The following is a 19,248-nucleotide window of genomic DNA, read 5'->3' on the forward strand; positions in this document are numbered from 1 at the left end:
AATCACAGCAAGAATCTTACAAAAGCCTAATATTGCTTTTCCACTTTATTCCCCTATAGGATTTTCTATTAATGGTGACAAATACCTGATTATCAAGCGTTGGGCCAAAGTTCCTCAGGCAAGCCGGAATTACGCTGAATCCGAGATTGCGCCGCCACCTGAACCAGGTGTGCAGCCCCCCACAAGGTAAAGTCCTGCTTCGCTCGCGTGATGCCGGTATAAATCAATTCGCGCGTCAGCACTGGCGAAGGCGTCAGCGGTAACAATAAAGCGACGCGCTCAAATTCAGACCCTTGTGATTTGTGCACCGTCATCGCAAACACCACCTCAAATGCACTCAATCGACTGGGCAATAAGCCAGTAAAAGAGCCATCAGGTTGCATAAACCAAACCCGTAAGCGCTGTGACTCATCTGGCATACATAAGCCAATATCGCCATTAAACAAGCCAAGGCTGGCGTCATTACGGGTCAGCATGACAGCTTTTCCTGGATACCACACATGGGGATCTTTGACCCGTCCGCGCTGATAAAAGTACAGCTCCAGTTGCTTATTAACCTGCTCCACACCAAATTCCCCTTGGCGCACCGCGGTCAATATTTGATAGCGTGAGAAAGCCTCATAAAGCGTTCCTATGTCTTGCTGCTCACGCACCGCCTGCCAATATTCATCATATCCCTTCGCCAAGGCGGCAATATTTGGCTTAGTCTGTTGCTCTGGGGGTATTTGCCAATGCACATCATTAGGGTTATTTTGCAGCTGATACAGAGCGTCTTGTGCATTACCTGCGTTCATAGCTTTTGCCAAATGCCCAATACCACTGTTCGCATCAAAGCGATAACTGGTACGTAATAAGGTCAATGATCGGCTGATTAACGGTGCTTTAGGGTTAGCAAATTGACTGACATTTTCCCCCGTAAGCTGGCTTAAGCGTTGCGCCCAATCCGCTTGAAAATACGCATTTTCAATGCCCAAGGATAAATCCCCCAAGACACTGCCCGCTTCCACCGAAGCCAATTGATCTTTATCGCCCAACAAAATTAACCGCGCGTGCGTTGGCAAAGCGTCGATCAGCTTTGCCATCATCGGCAAATCCACCATCGACACTTCGTCCACCAGCAGCACATCAAGATGCAACGGGTTGTCTTTATTGTGCTTGAAGCGACTGCGACCAAAATCACTGCCCAACAAGCGATGCAGAGTGCTGGCTTGCTCAGGAATTGCGGCTTGCAAATCCGCCGCTAGTGGCAACGAGCTTTTTGCCTTAGCGATAGACTCGGTCAAACGCGCTGCGGCTTTGCCCGTCGGGGCCGCTAACTGGATCCTTAACGCCTTACCTTGGGCGATGGATTGGGACACCAATAAGGCCAGCAATTTGGTTACCGTTGTGGTTTTCCCCGTACCTGGGCCACCACTGATCACTGAAAACGGCAAACTGGCGGCATTAGCGACCGCCACTTTTTGCCAATCGACGGTCTCATTTTTGTCAGGAAACAAACGTTCAATAAGCGCCGCATCAGGTGTAAAAGGGGGGGCACTGGTTTGTTTTTTTAGGTAATCCAGCACTTGTTGCTCATACTGAAAATAACGATATAAATACAACCGCGTCTGGTTAAGCACCATGGGATTTTCTAACAAAGTCCCTGTATTCCCAACTGGTGCAAGACTCACTAGAGCACTTTGCTGCAACACATGACACCAATCGGCAATCGAATAAACAGCATTGGCAGCCAAGGTTTGCTGCAGCTCTCTCGCTGTAATTCCTTCTGGCGGCGTATACCATAAGCTCGCTAAGTCCACACAAATATGCCCAGCACCAAGATAGGCACTGCATAATGCACCTGCAATGCGAACCGCTCCCTGATTTTCTCCGGCGTGGTCAGCCAACTGCTCAATCCATTGACGATCTATCGGGCGCAATACCCCCAATGTTTGCCAAGCAAGTAGCGGATTTATGCTGCTTAACTCGGCTTCGGCCAATAAATCCAATTGATTAGAAAAGTCCAAGTTGGCCTTCCTCCTGCGTCAATGTACCGCTAAAGAGTTGATCGAGAGCATCAAGGTGCTGCCTTGACAGTCGCGTGTTAAAAATACCCGTGCTTTGCCCAGGCGTCATGCCTCTTAAGAACAAATACACCACACCACCAACATGGGTATCATAGTCATAATCTGGTAACCGCTGTTTCAGCAAACGATGCAGTGCCAAGGTATACAACTGGTATTGCAAATCGTACCTGTGCTCCGCAATAGCATGCTCTACTTCAGCGGTTTGATAAGCAGAAAAATCATCGCCCAAATGGTTAGATTTGTAGTCCAATACGTAATATCGCCCTTGCCACTCAAAGAGCAAATCGATAAAGCCCTTTAGCATGCCTTTTAATGGTCGATCTTGAATGTTTGGAGCAGAACGAGACACCGCATCATGCTCACGCGCAATACGGTCAAGTTGCAAGGCATTCATCCCATTTACCGGCATGAAAAATTCCATTTCCTTGCGACAAGCAGAAACCGGAAGATCCCCAAGACACACGCCCTCCAATAACTCAGTATTGACTATGTCCACCAGCCATTCATTGAGCACAGATTGCCACTCGGCAAAGCCCTGACGCTCATAAAATGCAGCCATGCTAGCTTGATTGCTGGTCTTTAATAAATCCCTAAAACTGGGCTCACTCACCACCTCTTGGATCCCTTTGCCTTCAAGCGTGTCATGTAAAAAGGTACCTGGCTTAGCGCCACGGGGAAAACTAAAACGATTCTGCGAGACTTCTCCCGCCTCTTCCAGCAGCAATGAATCCCCTTCTGCTAGCTCTTCAAAAACATCCTGCAAGCGCGTCATTTCATCCAACCCGGGCAAGCTTTGGTCCTGCTGCTCGGCCGCCTCTACAACCAATGAAGAATAACTACCAACCCACCAATCTCGCTCTACGCGGCCGGTAAAACGTCTTGCTTGGGGCGTATCTTGGCGTTCTTCTAGCATTTCAAAGCGCGCTAATTGCGGCGCTTCATCAGGCAAATTCACCAGACTCATTTTGCCCTCAGCATGGCGCGCCACTAAGCGAGTCAGCGTTGGCACTAAGCCTCCCGCTTCCAAGGGTTCGCCTTCACACAGTAAAGCCCCCACGCCGCTTAAATGAACGTCGCAAATGGCCTCCCGAGATTTCGTCGCGCCCTTACCTACTTCCATACAACCAATGAAACAGGCTTCTTTAGAGCGAGTTAACGCCACATAAGCCAAACGAATTTCGGCGGCATACAGCTCTTGGGTATGGCGCTCCTGTTCTTCTTCGTCCGGGTCAATAGAAATCCATAACTGTTGCTGATCATCATGGTAAAGCGCCGAACTGCCACGATTTTGAAACGGCGTTAAGGCAAATGGCAGATAAACAATCGGATACTCTAGCCCCTTACTTTTGTGAATCGTCACAATACGAACCAATTCCGCATCCGTCTCTAGTCGAATTTTTTGCTCGTCGCTGTCGCCATTGGGGTTTTGAATGGCCAAGCGTAAATAGCGCAACACGCCTTCTTTGGAGTCTAATTCCAGTGACTTTTGCTGTAGTTTTTCACTCAGATGCAAAAAGTCAGTAAGCTTTCGCTCACCGCCTATCTGCTGCAACATATGGGTTGCTAGATCCACATCCGCCATAAAAGCTCGCAGCATAGGCAACAGGCCTTGGCTGTCCCAGAGGGTTAAATAACTCTGGAACGCCTGCACCCACTTTTCATACACTACGTCATCGTGATTCAGGGTGTCTAAGTCTTCTAATGACCAGGCAACCAAACTGGTAGCCAGTGCAGAGCGCATCTTACTTTCTTGGGCGTTCGACAAGATAGCGGTGAGCACAATCAAGAGTTCACGAGCTTCTACGGTTTCAAACACCGACCCTTTATCACTCAGATAAACACTCGGAATCCCGCGCTTGCGCAATGCGTCTTTTAAGGCATTGGCTTGGCTAAAATTGGTCACCAACAAAGCCACGTCTTTTGGCCGTACGCCTCGTTCACCGATCCAAGCCTCTGCCCTTTGCCCTTCTAACAAGATGGCGTGCAAATGCGCTGCGCACGCCTCTGCCATGGCCCCTCGATACTGAGCACTCGAAACAGGCTCATCACTTTGCTGGTAAAGAAACTGCAACGCAGGTTGTTGCTCCCCTTGGCGTAAAAACTGCCCTGCTACGCCGCGGTCTTGCACTTCAACGAAGGGAATGCCTTCCACCCTAAAAGGGGCCTCATGGGTACTAAACAAGGCATTGACCGATTGGATCATGGCCGCAGATGAGCGGTAATTGGTCGCCAAAGAGTAGACGCTATCTACTCTTTGTTTCGCCGACAAATAAGTATAAATATCCGCCCCGCGAAAAGCATAAATCGCCTGCTTCGGGTCGCCTATCATAATCAAGCCCAAGCGCTGTTGGTCTGTATCCGCAGGCTGATAGACGCTGGAGAAAATGCGATACTGAACCGCATCTGTATCTTGAAACTCATCGATCAATGCTATCGGATAGAGGTGTCGAATACGTTCTGCAAGCTTGCCAGCGTCATCTTGCTCTAGGGCGACATCCAAAGAGGTTAACAAATCCGTGAAGGTCAAAGATTGTGTGCTGCGTTTCCACTGCGCCATGCGCTGTTGGGTTTTTTCCCATAATTGTTGCAACAACACCGCCTTTAATCGGCCCGCCTCAGGGAAAGATTCTCTTAACGCTTGTACTGCACTAAAGAAAGGGTGGGCTGGCAATTCGCCGTTTTTACTCAAACGGGTGGCATGCTCACTGGTGTCGAATTTTTCCAGACTTTTATCCAGCTCAAAACGGGATGACTGCGCCCATTGCGTCATCGCTTGAATATCTTTGGATGGGTCTTTGCGCCAGAAAGTACGCTTAATACCACTGTGCTCTAATGCATCAATAATGTCTTGAGATTGCTCGAGCCAGGTGGATCTCACCACTTCAATCGCTTGCTGAGAGGCCGCTAAAGCCGACTGCCAATCATAATCTGGCGTGACTAACTTTGCGTCTGGCTGATTTTGCAACAAGGACAAATCTTTTTGCAGTGCGTCTGGAGAAGACCAAATAGGTTTAATCAAAGCCGCCTTACTGTCATCAAGCGGATAAAACTCACTACGCCAAACGTCTTTAACCGCCATGGCTAAAGGCGCTTGCTCGTCTGTTTCTATGGTTTGTTGGAACAACATACGGCTTTCAAAGGCGTTTTGACTCAACATCCGCTGACAAAAACCGTGAATGGTAAACACCGCCGCTTCATCCATTTGCTTTTCTGCATAGAGCAGTTTTTCAATGGCATCGGACTGCTGGCTGTCTGTCATATTCGCCAACCAGTCCTGCAAAAACACATCCTTGGTGGCGCCCATCATCAAGGCTTTACGGGCAACTCGAATACGGCCACGGATCCGCGCTTTGAGCTCAGCGGTGGCTGCTTCGGTAAAGGTCACCACCAAGATTTGATCCACCGTTAACGGTTTTTCTAGATCACCTGGCAGCCCCGTAGGGACCAGTAAGCGTAAATAAAGATTGGCAATGGTATAGGTTTTACCTGTGCCAGCACTGGCTTCGATAAGCCGCTTTCCAAACAGAGGAAAGGTTAATGCATCCAGCAACTGTACCGTCTGCGCCATGTTGGTTGGGGCCATCGACCTTGATGACTCGGCACTGGTGACGCCCGCTGATGTAATTTCGCTCATTCAAACAACTCCAAATGACGGTGCATTGGTAACCAAATCGCTTCACATAACTGAGTAAAGCGCTCGCGCTGCTCAACCAAAGATGGAAAATAGCGTTGCCAGTAGGCATCGTCTACTTCACTACTGCTAAATGCACTGCTGCTGTCTTGATAAATTTTTAGTGCTTGCTGCCAAGCCGCTTCTTCATCTTCTGCGGTTTTTGAAGCGCAATAGCTTTTACACCAAGCGTCGGCGCTTTTTGAAGGCAAAGGAATCGGCTCACACAAGCCTTGCTGCAATAAGGCTATTATTTGCGATAAATGATTTTTCGCCTCGTCCGGGGGCAAAATAATAAATCCATGTTGAGTAACCTTGCCATTTTTAGCCAGATTCACTAGGTGATGTTGTTTCGGGGTTCCTTGTGCACACAAGGCCAAATGCTCAATCCATGCCTGCATTTTCTGGTGAGCGGAAAGATCACCAATACGATAGGATAAACGCGTCGTGGGTGTGTCCAGCTTTAACCAAGCTTGTAAGGCAAATGCGCCAAGCTGAAGATTCACCTCTAGCGGTTCACAATGGGCAAAACCATAGCCTTGCAACACTTGAATTAACTGCCGACATTGATCTTGGTATTGCTGTAAAGATAAACGACCAAAGGCGCCGTAAGGCAGCACACCCATTAATGGAAGACGCTTAAAAAAGGTCTCATCATCGCCTTGCAATAACGCGTCCAGCATGTCCTCCCGTAACAAATACCCAGATAAACCTTCCAGATTAAAAGGCTCATCTTCAAACTCTTCCTCTTCCCGTAAACTCAAAAACGCCTTTAATCGCCGCTGGGTGAAATAGCGCGCTGGGTTACCAATAAAACGAGATAATTCTTCTAATGGTAATTCTGCACGACTGCTCTCTTGCGCCGCCAAAGGATGAATATTAGGCGTATCGTGCTCTATATGAGAAGCTAATATTGCCGGTAACCATTGCTCGCTATAACTGTAAAGACGAGGGTTTTGTTGATAATAGCTTTCGTTAAACGGCTGCAATGGATGCTCTATCACTAACTGGCTCAAGAATGCGTCTTGTGCCTCTTCTGGACTCAGCGTTTCATCGCCGACAAAGACACAACTTTGTGCCATATATTCGAGTAATTCGCTGACCAAAATAGAGGGGTTTTTCTCGCTATTATCTCGAATACTTTTACCCACATAACTCAGGTAAAAACACTCTCGAGCTGACATAAGCGCTTCTAAAAACAGGTACTTGTCATCTTCGCGACGGCTGCGGTCGCCACTGCGATAATTGCCCACCATTAGATCAAAGCCCATCGGAGCGACGCTACGTGGATAGTCCCCTTCATTTAAACCAAGTACACAAACCACTTTAAAAGGCACAGAACGCATTGGCATTAACGTACAAAAATTGATTCGACCCGCTAAGAAACGCTGCCCACCTTGGGCTTCCTGCAACATAGGCGTGAGCAACTGACGGATGACTTGCTGATCTAATTTGTCATCAAAATACGCATGCTGCCACTGTAATGTCAGGGTATCCAGCTGCTTACTTAATAAGGTTGGGAAACTGTCGTCCTCTTCCACCAAAAAGAACTGCTCACTGAGCGAGTAAAGCATGTCGATCCAGTCTTTTGGTGTTAACGACGCCTGTAACCTTTGTTGTGCTTGATTAATTGCCGCTAAAAACTCGGCCAGCTTACCAGCGACGGCGGCTTCAAGGCCTTCTACATCCCCATAACTTAAGGTGTTTTCCCAGATATGATCATGGCCCATGGCATAACCGAGCAACATACGGCGCACACCATTAAGCCAGGTATGCGACTCTTGGCTTGGCAGCGCGTGATGCTCTGCCGTGTGTGCGTCTAACCCCCAACGCACCCCAACTTCAGCAGACCACTGTCGAATTCGCTCCAACTCCTCCGGCGTCAATTCAAATTTAGCCAACACCGCCGGCACTTCCAAAACACTGATCAGCTCAGATAAGGTAAAGCGGCTCTCACCCAAACCTAATAAATACAGGTAGGCATCTACTATCGGGTTTTCCATGCCGCCGGATTGGTCAATTAAGGCAAACGGAATCCTCTTATGACCATGACCTTCTGATGCTCCTGTTGAGCCACCAAATACGGCCTTAACAAATGGGCTGTAGGTGTTTACATCAGGCAACATGACAATAATATCTTTCGGCGTCAGACTAGGATCGCGCTCAAACATGTCCAACAACTGGTCGTGTAGCACTTCCACTTCGCGTAATGGACTGTGGCATAAATGTACGCGGACACTTTGATCTTGTTTTTCGATTGGGTGACGATAGTGCGCCATTTCAACGCTTGGATCCCGCTCTTCAGCAGATCCATGGTTTTCTAATGTCAGCACATCTTGCTGAACCCATTGCAGCAACCCTTGTTGCGATTCATTGAGATAATCTTCAAACACTTCCAGTTCATTGTCGGCCATTTCTTGCAGTTGGGCGATGTAATCCCGCCCTAATCGTCCCCAGCTTGCGAGCAGCGGGTTGGCATCCAAATGCAAGGTGTCCATGCTTAGACCTGGCTTTAGGGTTTGGCGCTTAATAACCCGGCCAATATAGTGCTTATCAACCACATCGCCCCAGTAGAAGCGACACGGGTTCTGCAAAAATAAATGCATTTCTATCCAGCCAGAAGACGCCAGCACCCGCAGAGATTCCAAGGTATTAGGCGGCAGTGAAGACACCCCAAAGATAAAAATTCGCTCAGGCATATCTGGCGGTCGCGTCTGCGAGCGCGTGGCATCCGCCAAGGCTTCGATCAAGTTACCACGATGGTATAAAGACTCGCCTCGCTGACTCACATCCGCCACCAAGTCTTGCCACAAAATGGCCTGCCAAGGCTGCTGTTCAAACAGTGAAGCTAAGGATTCATCTTGGCTCTCCCCGCCTTCCCAGACTTTTATCCAATCCGGGCGATACACCAAATATTGGTCATAAATATCCGCGATACTGGTGCATAACTGAAAGCGCCGAACCTGGCTATCATCGTCTTGCAGATACCAGCTTAATGACTGAAATTCTTCATCGGATAAACGTGCATCAAGCAACCGCATCAGGCGCCAAACCAGAAACGGTTTGTTAAACTCACTTTGCCCTGGAATATCCGACAAGGTTTGCGCAAAACTGTGCCAAACAAAAGTAGAAGGAAGTGGAAACGTGAGCCCTGCAGCGATGCCATGAGATTCCGCCAGCGACATTTTTAGCCACTGGGCCATGCCAGGGTTTTGCACCAAAATGTGCTCATCTTTGAACGGGTTTTGCGGCGGAGAAAGCGCCAATATTTTTGCCAGCAGTACCGCTAAATCTTCAAGACGGTTACCTGTATAAAGCTGAAACATGCACGAATCCTTGTTATCGGCAATGAAAAGTAAGAACAAGCAGACAGAGTTAAGCCTAACCTTCAAGGCGCCAAAAAAGAAGACTATATTCGTTTCGCTAGGGGATTCATTTCAGAGGATGTATCAAGGATGGTGGAGCTATGCGGGATCGAACCGCAGACCTCTTGCATGCCATGCAAGCGCTCTCCCAGCTGAGCTATAGCCCCAAACAGTGTCGCTTTATCGATAAGATAAGGTCACTCTTGGACAAAAATGTCCTGGGATTGTTTTGGTGGAGCTATGCGGGATCGAACCGCAGACCTCTTGCATGCCATGCAAGCGCTCTCCCAGCTGAGCTATAGCCCCTCAAAACAGCGCAAGATTTTATGGCCGCTTCGGGGCACTGTCAACCCTTTCATGCTGAGTTTTAACTAATTGATCCTCGTCTAGATTTGGCCTCAGAAATTACCTACTAAATAAGATTGTGGAGAACACGTAATTTGTGCTTTTATTATAATTCAATTGCTGGGAAGAAGTGGCGCTTATCAGCGTCGTATAGTCATCCGGAAGGGTAATAATTATGGTTGATTTTCCTCATGTTTTAGACGATTTAATGATGGCGCAACAGCCCATCTTCAAAAAATCTAAAGAACTGTTTGGTTATGAATTGCTGTTTCGCGGGCAAGACAGCCAGAACGCCAATGTTCTAGACGGTGAGCTGGCAACCAGTCAAGTGCTGGTCAACCTTTGTATCGGCATCACCCATTTAGAAACGCAATTAAGAAAACCTTTTTTTATCAATATGACAACTGACCTAATGTTGTCCGATGCCTTCTTCCCGATCTCCCCCGAAACCATGTACATCGAAATTTTAGAAGATCAGGAACTTACTCCAGAATTTATCGAGGCCGTCAAAAAGTGGCGACAAGCAGGCTACCGCTTTGCATTAGACGACTACCACTTCGATAAAGAGTACCTAAGCCTACTGCCTTGGGTTTCCATCGTGAAAATCGACGTTCTCACTACCCCCCCACAAGAGTATTTAGAGCAGATCAAAGCCCTCAAAGCAAAAGGCTTGATTCTGGTAGCAGAAAAAGTCGAAAGCCAAGCCATGTTTGATTATTGCCGAGAACTTGGGTTTGACCTTTTCCAAGGCTATTTCCTACAAAGACCTGAGATTATCAAAGGCAAAAAAATATCTTCTGCAGCACAAAGCGCCATTACCTTAGTAAATGCATTGCAAGACAAAGACATTAGCATTGATACCATCACCAATATGGTGGCGCAAAACCCTACGCTTTCATTTCAATTGCTACGCATCCTAAAAAGCCCAGTCAGTGGTATCCCCAAAACAGTCGACTCTATCAAAGACGCTGTCGTGTTCCTGGGTTTGGTGCAGCTAAAGCGCTGGGCACTGCTTATCACATTAACGTCGAACTCTGAGCAACCAAAATCTCTCTTCAAAATATTACTGACCCGAGCCCGCTGCTGCCAACTTATTGCCGAATTAGACAACAAAGAAATGGCAGACTCCGCTTTTATTACTGGGGTCATGTCTGGTATTGATGTGTTATTTGCCATGGAAAAATCCGCTATCTTAGGCCAAGTCGCTCTTAGCCAAGATGTGATGGATGCCATCTTAAAGTTCGAAGGACCTCTTGGTAACTACCTAGAACAAACCATGAATCTAGAGCAGCAGGCGTGGCGCAAGCTACAACGAATCCCTCACCAGAAACGCGCACAGCTTAATCGCGCATTTTTAGACGCCATGTTGTGGGCCGACGAGGTGCTGCAGCAATTAAATTAATTTTTTTAGCTTAATTGATTGACAGCGCTGAGAAAAACCATAGAATACGCATCACCTTTTTCAAGGCCAGTGTGGTGGAATTGGTAGACACGACGGATTCAAAATCGAAAGTATCTATTGATTTTTAGGGTAAAATCTCTTTAATATCAACAACTTGAAAAATAAAACATATCAAAAAAAGTTGTATAATAGTTGTATAGCTTTTCAAAATATGGCGCTGTGGTGAAATTGGTATACACGGGGGATTCAAAATCCCCTGCCGAAAGGCGTGGCGGTTCGAGTCCGCCCAGCGCTACCACATACAAAAAAGCCACTCAATGAGTGGCTTTTTTTTCTCTAAAAATACTTAAAATAAAGTAATATACTCAATGAGAAAAAGCACTAATAACTTTATATGTAATCTTACTATTATCAGCCGATAGAATTTCTATTCTAGCCCCTTTGTAAGACACTTGCTTAGATTGACTTAAATCATACCCAACATTATTTGTAAATGCAGCACGAGCAAGCCCATTTGAAAACTCCCTGTACCCAATATTAACTGTATTACCTACACGACCATTATATAAAAGAGTTTGCTCAAAAGAGTCCCTATCTTTAGCTTGAATTTTTTCTATTTCAATATCAGCATTAATACATTTCATGCCTGAAATTAAATGTATAGGGCATATTTGTCCAACGCCAGTTTTCTTTACTGCGATAGCTTGAACGTATTTACGAGCATCACCTTCTAAATTAGTAGAACTGCTATGCTCACCTATTGGAAAAGGTGAATAAAAATCACTATCCTTATCAGAGCCTATTTTCGAATAGTAGCCACTTGAAAAATGATACAGCCCATAAGCGGCTGGGGCGTTAAGGTGCAAAGCTTCTACTTCGTAATATGTCCTGTCTGACAAAATAGCATCGCCAACAAAAACAGTAGTTTCTTGCTGCATACTTGGGACTAAGGTTTTTTTAAGCTTAGCTACATAATTATATTGAATTGAGGGTGAGCTTGCACAACCTGCAATGATCATAACAACACTCAAAGGAATGAATTTTTCTTTACGCATTATTAAAATATCCTTATATTAATTTATCACTATTAATTATATCAATGTAATAATCTACATAACTATTAGCGTCTGCAACACATTGAGCAATAAGAGTTAAGTTCTTTGTGTTTTTTCTAGCAGTAAAAGATTTATTGAGTATTTCATCTATCGCATAAGAAAAATATAAAGCATCATTTGTTTTTTTTGACATATTCCTGAGCTTTTCCTTCAAAACTGAGTACTTTTTTGAAGATGAATTTATGTCATTTTCAGCGAGAGATTTTTTTATATCTAAAATATCAACCTTAATTCCTTTAAAAACTTCAATGTCAGTCATTATCTCTATTCCTTTAAAAAAAGGTTAAAATATACTAAAAAGTCAATTAAAGTCAATAGACTAACAATGCTTTAAATATCTTATTTATGTTACTTCCTTTTAGGCACTGCCAGAAATACCATCTAAGCACTCTTTAATACACTCATTGCTTCGCTCTTCGGACCTTCATCAGAAGCCGTGAAGCGGCATATTTCTTTATCTCTTAATGCTCTTAATAAAACAGAGCAATCACTATTATATTAATAATTCTTTTATTAATATATCTTATATTAATAGGGGGGTATTCACTTCGCATTAGAAGGGGTGGCCACTTCGCATTAGAGGGGGTGGTCATTTCGCATTATCTATATTTGACATTATTGAAATTTATGTTTAATTGAATATTAGAAACAAAAAAATCATATACAAATTAATGCATATGATTTTAAAAACTTCCTTTCTCACGGGAATAATTAAAAATATATCATCAAATATTAATTTGTCAAACAATATATTGTTAAAGAATTATTCTAAATAAGAAGTTTTTAAGCTTAAATTAAGGAATAATAAGAAATGAACGAATTAATATTTTTACCATTAACAAAAGAAATTATGAAGCCTAAAAATGAATTACACAAATATCTATTTGACTTTGAAGACAATGTAAAGTTTAAAGTATTTTTAGCTATATTATCAATATCAACAATAATTTATAGAAAAAATAAAGTAGATTATATACAGACATTCACCATAGATGGCCTGCTAGGTAAAAATAGTTTTTTACCTAGATCTGGGAAATTAACTTTTAATACAATAGAAGAAATCATAAACTCATTAGAATCACCTTTTTTTGATACTATTTCAGTAAATAATAAATTAGTCAGCTTTAAGCTTTCATATCAATATATTAGAGAAATGAGAAAAAATACTGGATTTAATAAAATTGAATTGAAAAAATTAAAATCTTGTAGAGATATAAAAGCAACAAAACTAGCCTTAATAATTGAAAATCATAAAAAAGGATATTTACATCTAAATTATTTATTAGATGTATTAAAAGTTCCAGAGAAAAAACAACGAAAAGAAAGAATAAGACAGATTAAAAACGCTTTCAAAAGCATAAATGTAGATTTTGAGTATAAATACCCAGTAAATCAAAACGCAGAAGTTTTGGAAGAACATTATAAATTTCATTATTAAAATTAATTATTTTATCGAAATCTTACTTTAACGCTATTTTTTATAGGCTCATCACAATCAAAGCTTTTTTCTTGAATAGAACCTCTAATTTTTAGCTCTTCTTTTACCCTTTGAGCGTCTTTTTCGTGAAGCATATCATTGTCTAACAATTCGTTTAAATGCTTCGTTTTAAGGCGCTTTCCATTAGTAACCTCTTTAAGATCAACTAAAGAAAGCTTTTCTTTACTTCTAAAAAATAGCAAATCATCTTTATTTTCGCTATAAGCAATTTTCATTAATCTTATTGATAACTCTTTATTTTCTGATGTGGCATTTTTCCATCCCATCTCTTTCGCACATTGATATGATAGCCTTAAATCAAAATCATTTGAGTTTTGACCAAATGAAATTCTATCTTTATTTTCTGAGATTTTTAGATTGTAATTGTATGGTCTTTTTTCATTATCTTTTAGTTTATAGTAAATTAAAGTTTCTCCATTTTTTTCAATTTTTTTATAATTATCATTTATTTTTAAAGTTTCATTTTTATAGTCATTCTCTAATTTTTTAATAGAATTACTTTCATAATTATGTATTAAGTCAAAAAGATGTTTATCATTTTTTTTCATTTTACCATATGAAAAATATGAGTTTACTTTACTACCAGATAGAGAAATATCATTTTTTAAATCTGTGAAAGTAATACCACCATTTCGGTTTTTTCTTTCAATGACAGATATTTCAATATTTTCATCATTTAGTAACTTTAAAAAAGACATAGCATTTTCTGATTTTTTATATAAGTCATTAATTTTAGTTTTAAAAGTATCATATTTTTCTTCTCTAATATCATTTCTTCTATTTTTACCTTTTAAAGAATTAATTGAGTTATTTATTATTTCTGATTTTTTATTTTCTTTGTCTATTTCAGAATTATATCTTTTTACTTTAATTTTTCTATCTGATAAATCTGTATGATATTTTTTAATTCCAGAATCAATATAGCCTTCTTCTCTTTTAATAAGTTTATTTCTATATTCTTTATCTAATTCCTTCTGATTTGTGAATTGATTTTTAATATTATCTAAAAAACTATAATTGATAGGTTCTTTTAATTTTTCTATTTTAGAATATTTATCATTAACAAAATCATTTGTTTTTTTATAATTTGATTTGGCTATATTTTGTTCTTTATTTTTTTTATTAACTATCTTTGATTTATTAAAATCTATTGCATCAACTTCTTTATTTTTTAAATCTATAATATGATTGTTTTCAATTTTTTTATTTTTAGAGATTTTAGTATTTTCATATTTCTTTGGAAAATATATTTTTTCCATTTTTCCGTTATCGTCCATTTTAAATATATAATTTTCTGGATTATTTTTACCTGTTAAAGTTAAGTTGTGTTTTTTCTCAATTTTTTGGGCTGCGCTTTGCATTTTTAATTTAGAATTCTTTACTCTGTGATAATCTCCATTGTCATCGTGTAAGCCTCTTACAACGTGATAATGGAGCTTTCCACTGTCCATCTGTGGATAGATGAGATATGGAGTATCTTCAAAACCTGGCTCGTATAGCTTAGCCGTTTCGATAGCCATTTTTTCTAATTCTTTAATAGAATATTTTTTATCATCTTCTTCTGAAAAAGAAATCACAGAATGATCATAAATATGTCTTTGTCTATTGTTTTTAGAAAGTTTTGAATTACTATCTACTGTCATTATAAAATTATCTATTAAGTCATTATAATCATCTTTATTATTCGTATTTTCACAATAACCGATATTAGAAGTAACAGAAATCAATCTGGGGTTATTTAATGAGTTTAATCCATCTTTATCATTGGTATTATATGCAATAACTTTTTTTAATTGTTTTAGCGTTTGACCTTCGTGTTTTAAAGAATAAATAGCCATTTTTATTTACTCCTATTAAAAGGTTTAACGTGTTTTAAGAAATAGTTTCTTGCTTTAATACCTTCTTTTAAAAATGTCTTAATTTCTTTAATATCATCTTCATCAAGTAAATTATTTTCATTTGCTTTTCTGGCTAATTGATTAAGATTATTTCCATATCTAATCAGGTGGTTTAATGCTTTTAAAGATTGGCCTTCCTCATCTACTAATACTTTTTTAAAGCCTCTGCCGTTATTCATATAATGCAATATAAACTCTTCCCACGTTCTAAAACCAGAGATTGCTTTTATCTCATTTAATAATTTATGGTTGTAATCATCGAGCCTAATATTTATACTTTTTCTTCTTTTGTTTTTATTTAATTTTTTCATTCTAATCACTTTTTATTTTAATAATTTATCCAAATGCTAATGCGGAAAATTATATATACCTCTATCTCTTCAATGTTTTTTAAAAAATTACCTTTAATTTTTTATTTTCGGAGAAAATCGAGCGGAATGGGGAACCCAAGCCTCAACTCGCAATATACTTTATTTATCATATTATATTGATCTGTCAAATTGGCATTAGAGAAGCAAAAAGAGAAAAGAGAATAGGCACTTCGTGCCCTTTCTGAAAAAGATATTGATATATTATTTATTATATTTGAAAAATTCTTCTGCTTGTTTATCTAAACTGATTTTTTCTTCTTCGGTTAAATCCGGCGGAACATCATCATAATCTGTATAAGATACATTATTTAGGATAGCTTTTAATTCTAACTCACTGCGATTAAAATCTGTCAAACTATCTATATGCGCTTGCTGTGATAATTTATAACTATCATAATGCTTTTCAATCATTTCAACAGAACTACCAACATATTTTGCAATTAGATAAATATCTACACCTTGCATTAATCTTTTAGTAATGAAGGTATGGCGACAACTGTATAAAGTATAATGAGTGTTTATTAAATTATTTTCTTTTAAATAGTCTGTGAATTGCTTGAAGATATCGCTAAACTCTGCAATTTTACCAAAAGATGTTTCTAAAATTAATTTGTCACTATATATAAAATTGTCTATTGTGATATTTTTATCTTGTTGAGTGATTTTTGCAATATTAACAATTGCATTAATGGCTTTTGAACTTAATGCGATAACTCGACCGCTCGAATATTTTTTTGTTTTTCCTTTCGTGATTTTAACAAGATAATTATCATTTTCTATTAATAAATTATCTTTATAGTAAGAATGTTTTTTCTTTTTTATATCATTAAAGTGTAAGTTTATAAATTCTTCACCCGTTCTTACACCCGTTTCTAACAAAATAATAAAGTATTCATTTAATATTTTTCTATACTCAACGGTCTTAAAATTAGCTTTCCTGCCATTTTTTTCAACTTCGTAAAACTTTGGCAGGTGCTCTAAAATCATTGCCAAATCATCACCATTAAAAGCGTCTCTCGTTTCAATTTTCATAGCTTTAATTTTTGGTAAAACAGGAATATCATTCTTTTTAACTATTTTTTCTTCTTCTAAATAATCAAAAATCATCTTAAAACACGTTTTATTTATATTTTTTCTTGTGATTGATAATTCTTGACCATCAAAATAATCTCTTATTTTTTTAGTTGTAAAATCAACAATTTCGACATTTTTAAAGAATGGAATGATAAAATTTGAAAAAACTGTTTTATAGTCTTTATAGATTTGTAGCTGTATTTTTTTACTATCTAACTGAATAATTACACTGTTGATAATGTCTTCAACATAAACTTTTTTATTAGCTAAAATAGTTAACCCTTGCTTATTTCGGTTTTCAAGTTCGGAACGGAGTTCCCAAGCCCGAAATTTTGCTTCATCTTCATCTGCAACTTTCAAACTTCGCTTAATTTCTACTCCGTTTACTCGTATACGAGCATAAAAATTTTTAGAGTTTTTAAGACGATAAATCGCTAAATTCTTCGCTAAACGCTCGTATTTTGCTACCATAGCTCATCCTCTGATGCTCATAGTTGTATAGAAAGTTGCATAGCAACTTTAAAAGTAACTATAAGTCTATGATTAGCAAGCTTTTTTGTAAAGACAGTATAAGTTCAAAATCCGTTGCCGAAAGGCGTGGCGGTTCGAGTCCGCCTACTGGTACCAACATAAGAAAGCCCCGTAGCAAATGCTTCGGGGCTTTTTTTATGCCTGTTATTGATTCTCTTCAGACAAATGCTCTAGCACGTAATCTGGCAAATCCGCTTCATTCGGGATTGGCATCGGTAGCCCTTCCTCATCGATCGCGACAAATTTGAAATTTCCTTCGGTGACCTTTTCACGCTGACCAATGCGGCCACGTCTTACCCACGCCTCCACATGAATGTTCATAGAGGTACGGCCAACTGAGTCTACATGAGTATAAATACCTAAAATATCTCCAACTTTAACTGGACGAATAAAACTCATACCATCAAGCGCAACCGTTACCACTCTAGATTGTGCTCGCTGCCCAGCACAAATACCCGCTGCAATGTCCATTTGAGACACTACCCAACCGCCAAAAATATCACCAGCGGGGTTAGTATCACTTGGCATCGCAACCGTACGAGTCGTTAAGCGCCCTATTACTTTTTCTTCCGTCTCCGGCATACAAAACCTCTTGCTAAAACAAATATAATTTTAAAACATCAGCTGATGTGTCCACAGCGCAACCTAAAGCGCCGCCTTCGACTCAACAAAACATCGACTTACCAAAGCATTACGAAAATTCGCTTCGCAGGTAACTGGCTAATTTTTGAGGGGAGCGCACTTCATTCAAAAATGACAATTTCAGATACGCTTCAACCGCATGTATATTGCTGTCGGTTAGCCACTCTCTTTCATTATAAAAGGCTTGTATTAACGCCAATATTTCAAAACCATTTTCTTTATCAATATCGTCATTCGGGCCTTTATGTTCGACAGGGTCCCACTTGTAGGTCCCCTTTAAATCACTGCGCTTAACTTGATAAACCATGTATATAACCCTCTTTCCCCGTCATACCCTCTAAGGTTAGTCGCTCTTGATACAACTTACTCAAGGATCTCTTTTATACAGGGAAAACCTACTAGAATTGGACAAAAAACTGTCATCAATAGATGAAAATCTACAAAAAATGCGTCTCTCAACGAGAAACAGCCAACACAAAGAAAGAAGCAAGCTAGAAAAATAGCAAAGAAAACCGGAAAGGATAAGAAATTAATCTTTTATATCAGACAGTTACTTAGCTCCCTCCTTACAAGCTCGACAATAAGATAATATAGGGCGCAGCTTTTTCAGCCAATACCCAGCCGCAAAACGTTACACAAAAAAATGACAAAGCCATTTCGTTGCTTTGTCATATGATGCTTCGCAAGGGGGCGACACGCCATCAGCTGCGCGCCTTAATTGAGAATTTCTGTGAAAGCTTGAGGCTGAAACGGCTTGCTCGCTCCCTCCCTACGCCTTGTCAGCATCCCTACAGGCCCATTTCGCTTAGCTCTGGATGGTCAAGCGGCCGCGGCCCTGCTGGCCAATGAAACTTTCTCTCGCTTTCTGCAATAGGCAAATCATTAATGCTGGCATGGCGCTCCTGCATCAGCCCCTGCTCATTAAACTGCCAATTCTCATTGCCATAAGAACGAAACCAATTGCCTTCAGCATCTTGCCATTCGTAGGCAAAGCGTACACTTATGCGGTTGTTGTCATAGGCCCATAACTCTTTTACCAAACGATAATCCCGCTCTTTCTGCCACTTGTTGGTCAGCAGCTCTTGGATCTGCTCTCGCCCCACAGGAAAGGTGTCTCTATTTCGCCAGCGGCTATCTGGGGTATACGCCATAGATACCTTAACTGGGTCTTTTGTATTCCAAGCATCTTCTGCCATACGCACTTTTTGTTTGGCTGTTTCCTCTGTGTAAGGTGGAAAAGGGGCTTTCGCTTCGTCACTCATGGGTTCACT

General features: G+C 40.5%; 13 protein-coding genes and 3 tRNA genes. 3 read left to right on the forward strand and 13 right to left on the reverse strand.

The window, feature by feature from the left end; all coding sequences use genetic code 11:
• Positions 1-92: 92 nt before the first annotated feature.
• From recD to DFP81_RS08230, 5 genes are all read right to left on the reverse strand, one after another.
• Positions 93-2,006, reverse strand: a complete 1,914-nt coding sequence (recD, locus tag DFP81_RS08210) for an exodeoxyribonuclease V subunit alpha (RefSeq protein ID WP_115897286.1) — start codon at positions 2,004-2,006, stop codon at positions 93-95.
• Positions 1,993-5,700 (reverse strand): exodeoxyribonuclease V subunit beta, encoded by a 3,708-nt coding sequence (recB, locus tag DFP81_RS08215; protein WP_245959119.1) that lies wholly within the window; start codon positions 5,698-5,700, stop codon positions 1,993-1,995. The genes recD and recB overlap by 14 nt, the downstream gene beginning before the upstream one ends.
• Positions 5,697-9,062: an exodeoxyribonuclease V subunit gamma gene (gene recC, locus DFP81_RS08220; protein WP_115897287.1), complete on the reverse strand. Its 3,366-nt coding sequence runs from the start codon at positions 9,060-9,062 to the stop codon at positions 5,697-5,699. Before recC ends, recB begins: the two co-directional genes overlap by 4 nt.
• A 130-nt stretch (positions 9,063-9,192) precedes the next feature.
• Positions 9,193-9,268: transfer RNA gene (locus DFP81_RS08225), tRNA-Ala, on the reverse strand.
• A 63-nt stretch (positions 9,269-9,331) separates the two neighbouring features.
• Positions 9,332-9,407: transfer RNA gene (locus tag DFP81_RS08230), tRNA-Ala, on the reverse strand.
• A gap of 214 nt (positions 9,408-9,621) precedes the next feature.
• On the opposite strand from DFP81_RS08230, the gene DFP81_RS08235 reads away from it, so the two are divergent.
• Both DFP81_RS08235 and DFP81_RS08240 read left to right on the forward strand, forming a co-directional pair.
• Positions 9,622-10,848: an EAL and HDOD domain-containing protein gene (locus tag DFP81_RS08235; protein ID WP_115897288.1), complete on the forward strand. Its 1,227-nt coding sequence runs from the start codon at positions 9,622-9,624 to the stop codon at positions 10,846-10,848.
• Between the two features lie 213 nt (positions 10,849-11,061).
• Positions 11,062-11,146, forward strand: a tRNA-Leu gene (locus DFP81_RS08240).
• A gap of 67 nt (positions 11,147-11,213) precedes the next feature.
• Here the strand turns inward: DFP81_RS08240 and DFP81_RS08245 are convergent.
• Positions 11,214-11,903 carry a hypothetical protein gene (locus DFP81_RS08245; RefSeq protein ID WP_115897289.1) on the reverse strand — a complete coding sequence of 230 codons (690 nt, stop codon included), beginning with the start codon at positions 11,901-11,903 and terminating at the stop codon, positions 11,214-11,216.
• Between the two features lie 13 nt (positions 11,904-11,916).
• Positions 11,917-12,222: a hypothetical protein gene (locus tag DFP81_RS08250; RefSeq protein ID WP_115897290.1), complete on the reverse strand. Its 306-nt coding sequence runs from the start codon at positions 12,220-12,222 to the stop codon at positions 11,917-11,919.
• A 552-nt stretch (positions 12,223-12,774) separates the two neighbouring features.
• On the opposite strand from DFP81_RS08250, the gene DFP81_RS08255 reads away from it, so the two are divergent.
• Positions 12,775-13,401, forward strand: coding sequence for a hypothetical protein (locus tag DFP81_RS08255; RefSeq protein ID WP_115897291.1), 627 nt, complete (start codon positions 12,775-12,777; stop codon positions 13,399-13,401).
• Between the two features lie 11 nt (positions 13,402-13,412).
• Here DFP81_RS08255 and DFP81_RS08260 read toward each other — a convergent pair whose 3' ends face one another.
• The 6 genes from DFP81_RS08260 to DFP81_RS08290 form a co-directional block, all read right to left on the reverse strand.
• Positions 13,413-15,299, reverse strand: a complete 1,887-nt coding sequence (locus DFP81_RS08260; RefSeq protein WP_115897292.1) for a hypothetical protein — start codon at positions 15,297-15,299, stop codon at positions 13,413-13,415.
• A 2-nt stretch (positions 15,300-15,301) separates the two neighbouring features.
• Positions 15,302-15,670 carry a plasmid mobilization relaxosome protein MobC gene (gene mobC, locus DFP81_RS08265; RefSeq protein WP_115897293.1) on the reverse strand — a complete coding sequence of 123 codons (369 nt, stop codon included), beginning with the start codon at positions 15,668-15,670 and terminating at the stop codon, positions 15,302-15,304.
• 261 nt (positions 15,671-15,931) lie between these two features.
• The gene (locus DFP81_RS08270; protein WP_115897294.1) at positions 15,932-17,275 is read right to left on the reverse strand and encodes a site-specific integrase; all 1,344 of its coding nucleotides are present in this window, start codon (positions 17,273-17,275) and stop codon (positions 15,932-15,934) included.
• Positions 17,276-17,479: 204 nt separating this feature from the next.
• Complete coding sequence (locus tag DFP81_RS08280; RefSeq protein WP_115897296.1) at positions 17,480-17,917, reverse strand: acyl-CoA thioesterase; 438 nt, start codon at positions 17,915-17,917, stop codon at positions 17,480-17,482.
• Between the two features lie 109 nt (positions 17,918-18,026).
• Positions 18,027-18,284 (reverse strand): hypothetical protein, encoded by a 258-nt coding sequence (locus DFP81_RS08285; protein ID WP_115897297.1) that lies wholly within the window; start codon positions 18,282-18,284, stop codon positions 18,027-18,029.
• A 481-nt stretch (positions 18,285-18,765) separates the two neighbouring features.
• On the reverse strand, positions 18,766-19,239 hold the full coding sequence (locus DFP81_RS08290) for a nuclear transport factor 2 family protein (protein WP_115897298.1): 474 nt from the start codon (positions 19,237-19,239) through the stop codon (positions 18,766-18,768).
• Positions 19,240-19,248: the final 9 nt, after the last annotated feature.

The organism is Marinomonas pollencensis, assembly GCF_003387375.1.
Classification (GTDB): domain Bacteria; phylum Pseudomonadota; class Gammaproteobacteria; order Pseudomonadales; family Marinomonadaceae; genus Marinomonas; species Marinomonas pollencensis.

What these genes read in the sequence shown, in the direction of transcription:
- DFP81_RS08255 (WP_115897291.1), top strand. Translation starts at nt 12,775, where the DNA reads ATGAACGAATTAATATTTTTACCATTAACAAAAGAAATTATGAAGCCT.
- DFP81_RS08245 (WP_115897289.1), bottom strand. Translation starts at nt 11,903, where the DNA reads ATGCGTAAAGAAAAATTCATTCCTTTGAGTGTTGTTATGATCATTGCA.
- recB (WP_245959119.1), bottom strand. Translation starts at nt 5,700, where the DNA reads ATGAGCGAAATTACATCAGCGGGCGTCACCAGTGCCGAGTCATCAAGG.
- DFP81_RS08280 (WP_115897296.1), bottom strand. Translation starts at nt 17,917, where the DNA reads ATGCCGGAGACGGAAGAAAAAGTAATAGGGCGCTTAACGACTCGTACG.
- recC (WP_115897287.1), bottom strand. Translation starts at nt 9,062, where the DNA reads ATGTTTCAGCTTTATACAGGTAACCGTCTTGAAGATTTAGCGGTACTG.
- DFP81_RS08260 (WP_115897292.1), bottom strand. Translation starts at nt 15,299, where the DNA reads ATGGCTATTTATTCTTTAAAACACGAAGGTCAAACGCTAAAACAATTA.
- DFP81_RS08285 (WP_115897297.1), bottom strand. Translation starts at nt 18,284, where the DNA reads ATGGTTTATCAAGTTAAGCGCAGTGATTTAAAGGGGACCTACAAGTGG.
- DFP81_RS08270 (WP_115897294.1), bottom strand. Translation starts at nt 17,275, where the DNA reads ATGGTAGCAAAATACGAGCGTTTAGCGAAGAATTTAGCGATTTATCGT.
- mobC (WP_115897293.1), bottom strand. Translation starts at nt 15,670, where the DNA reads ATGAAAAAATTAAATAAAAACAAAAGAAGAAAAAGTATAAATATTAGG.
- DFP81_RS08290 (WP_115897298.1), bottom strand. Translation starts at nt 19,239, where the DNA reads ATGAGTGACGAAGCGAAAGCCCCTTTTCCACCTTACACAGAGGAAACA.
- DFP81_RS08250 (WP_115897290.1), bottom strand. Translation starts at nt 12,222, where the DNA reads ATGACTGACATTGAAGTTTTTAAAGGAATTAAGGTTGATATTTTAGAT.
- DFP81_RS08235 (WP_115897288.1), top strand. Translation starts at nt 9,622, where the DNA reads ATGGTTGATTTTCCTCATGTTTTAGACGATTTAATGATGGCGCAACAG.